Annotated in this window: 2 protein-coding genes and 1 pseudogene; 1 reads left to right on the top strand and 2 read right to left on the bottom strand. The window is 72.8% G+C overall.

What is annotated here, in order from left to right; genetic code table 11:
- Positions 1–89, bottom strand: a pseudogene (locus IF37_RS44195) (alpha/beta hydrolase); the annotation flags it as partial.
- A 722-nt stretch (positions 90–811) separates the two neighbouring features.
- Positions 812–1,123, bottom strand: a complete 312-nt coding sequence (locus tag IF37_RS0138185) for a putative quinol monooxygenase (RefSeq protein ID WP_030754264.1) — start codon at positions 1,121–1,123, stop codon at positions 812–814.
- Between the two features lie 587 nt (positions 1,124–1,710).
- Here IF37_RS0138185 and IF37_RS40310 point away from each other — a divergent pair.
- Positions 1,711–1,890: hypothetical protein (locus IF37_RS40310; protein ID WP_037858307.1), on the top strand; the 180-nt coding region annotated here is incomplete at its 3' end.

Raw genomic sequence — 1,890 nt, 5'->3', positions numbered from 1 at the left:
ATCAGGACGACCGGGCGGCCGGTGCCGTGGTCCTCGTAGTACAGCTCGATGTCGGTGCTGTTCTCCTGGCCGACGGTGATGAACGGCATGGTGTTCCCTTCACGGTGCGATACGTCCCCGCCGGACCGGTGGACCGGGAGGGGCGGCCGCCGCGGGCGCGGCGCCGAGCGACGCACCCAGCTTCACCGCGGACGGTCGTCCGGGGATCCGTCTAACGACTTACGTCGTGCCGGATGCTGACTGAAATCCGGCGCCGTCGTCAGCGCCGGGGCGGCCGGTCGCACGGGAGGCACGCGCCGGGGCCCCGTCGTCCGGTCCCGGGGGGCCGGCCCGCCCCGCGCCCCCCGTGCCGGTGCCCGCCTCCGCCGCCTCCGGACCGCCGTACCCCTCGGTCCGCTCCGGCGAGTGGCCACCGACCGGCGCATGCCCCCCGCGAGGGAGTACCCCCGGCACCCGCGCTCCCGGCGAGGGCACCCGGCGGCCCGGGGCCGGACCCTCACCCTCCTCGAACGGAAGCGCATCAGGCGGCCGCACGACCGGTCCGGGGCCGGCGGGAACGGCACCGGCGGCCGGGCACCCGTCCACCCCACCGGGCGGTGATTTGCGTGGCGCCGGCCCCACCGGGTGGTGATTCGCGTGGCGCCGGCCCCACCGGGTGGTGATTCGCGTGGCGCCGGCCGAGCCGGTCCGACAGCGCCCGGGACGAGGGCGGCCGGCGGTCCGGCGTGTGCGTCCGTGTCACGGCCGGTACCGCCCCGACGGGTGGCCGGGGCGCCGCTCGCGCGCCCCGCGGCGGCTCCGTGCCCGCCGCCTACACCGCCAGTTCGGTCAGCCGCTCGACCTGGATGCCGTCCACCGTCAGTGGTCCTGCCAGCTCCGCGAACCGTCGCAGGTGGTCACTGGCGGAGTGGGCGCGCAAGTGCTCCTCGCTCTGCCACACCTCGTGCATCACCAGCAGCCCCGGGTCGTCCAGACCCTGGTGCGGCACGTAGGTGAGGCAGCCGTCCTCCTGACGGGTGGCGGCCACGAGAGCGGGCAGCGCGTCCCGCAGTTCCCGCTCCTTGCCGGGAAGGGCCCGCATGCGTGCGACGAGGACGATGTGCTCGGTGTCCGGGTGGGTCATGGAATGCTCCGTGGTCGTCGTAGGTGGTCGTGGGTCGTGGATGGGCCGGGCGCGGCCGGATGACCGCGCGGCCCGCCGTGCGTCTGGCAAGAGACACGCGTGCAAAACACGTGTGACTGTATCCCGAGGGGTGCCGGCCGGGCCCCGGCACCACCGGGGCCCGATACCACCGGGCGCCCGGTGGTGGAGGGTGGCGGCGTTGATCCGGCCGAGGTCCTTCGTGGCGGTGGTGCTGACGATGCCCGCGTCCACCAGACGGGCGACCTGGGTCAGGATGTGCCGCTGCTGCTCCTGGGCGGGGGTCTGGAACAGGGAGCGGGTGAACTCGGCCGCCTCCGCTGTCGCGGAAAGAATCGCAGATCAGCAGGTCGGGTGACAGGCGCGGTTAAACGTCAAGCTCAGGGCGTGCCCGGTCGGCGCTCGCAGCCGGGAGTGTCGTCGGTGGTGAACCGGTGGTGTGGGTATTTACGTGTGTGTGGTGTGGTGTGGTGTGTGTCTGCCGCGAGGACGGGTGCGCTGGACTCGGAGACGGGCGGGTCGTGGTGCCAGGCGGGCCCGGACTGTGCTGTAGGAGGTGTGGGTGGGTAGTGGATCTGTCGCCTGGGTCGCCGTTGGGGAATCTGCTGAAGTTCCTGACCGGGATGGAGTGGCCTGATCTTGATGAGACCGCGATGCAGCGGCGTGTGGTGGTGCCGCATGTGGAGTTGCAGCGGGATCTGGTGGAGTTGCAGGGTCTGATCGCGCAGGTGTCGCATTCGGTCGAGGGT

The sequence above is a fragment of the Streptomyces sp. NRRL S-31 genome, assembly GCF_000718775.1.
Taxonomy (GTDB): domain Bacteria; phylum Actinomycetota; class Actinomycetes; order Streptomycetales; family Streptomycetaceae; genus Streptomyces.
This window is presented reverse-complemented; position numbering and strand designations above follow the sequence as displayed.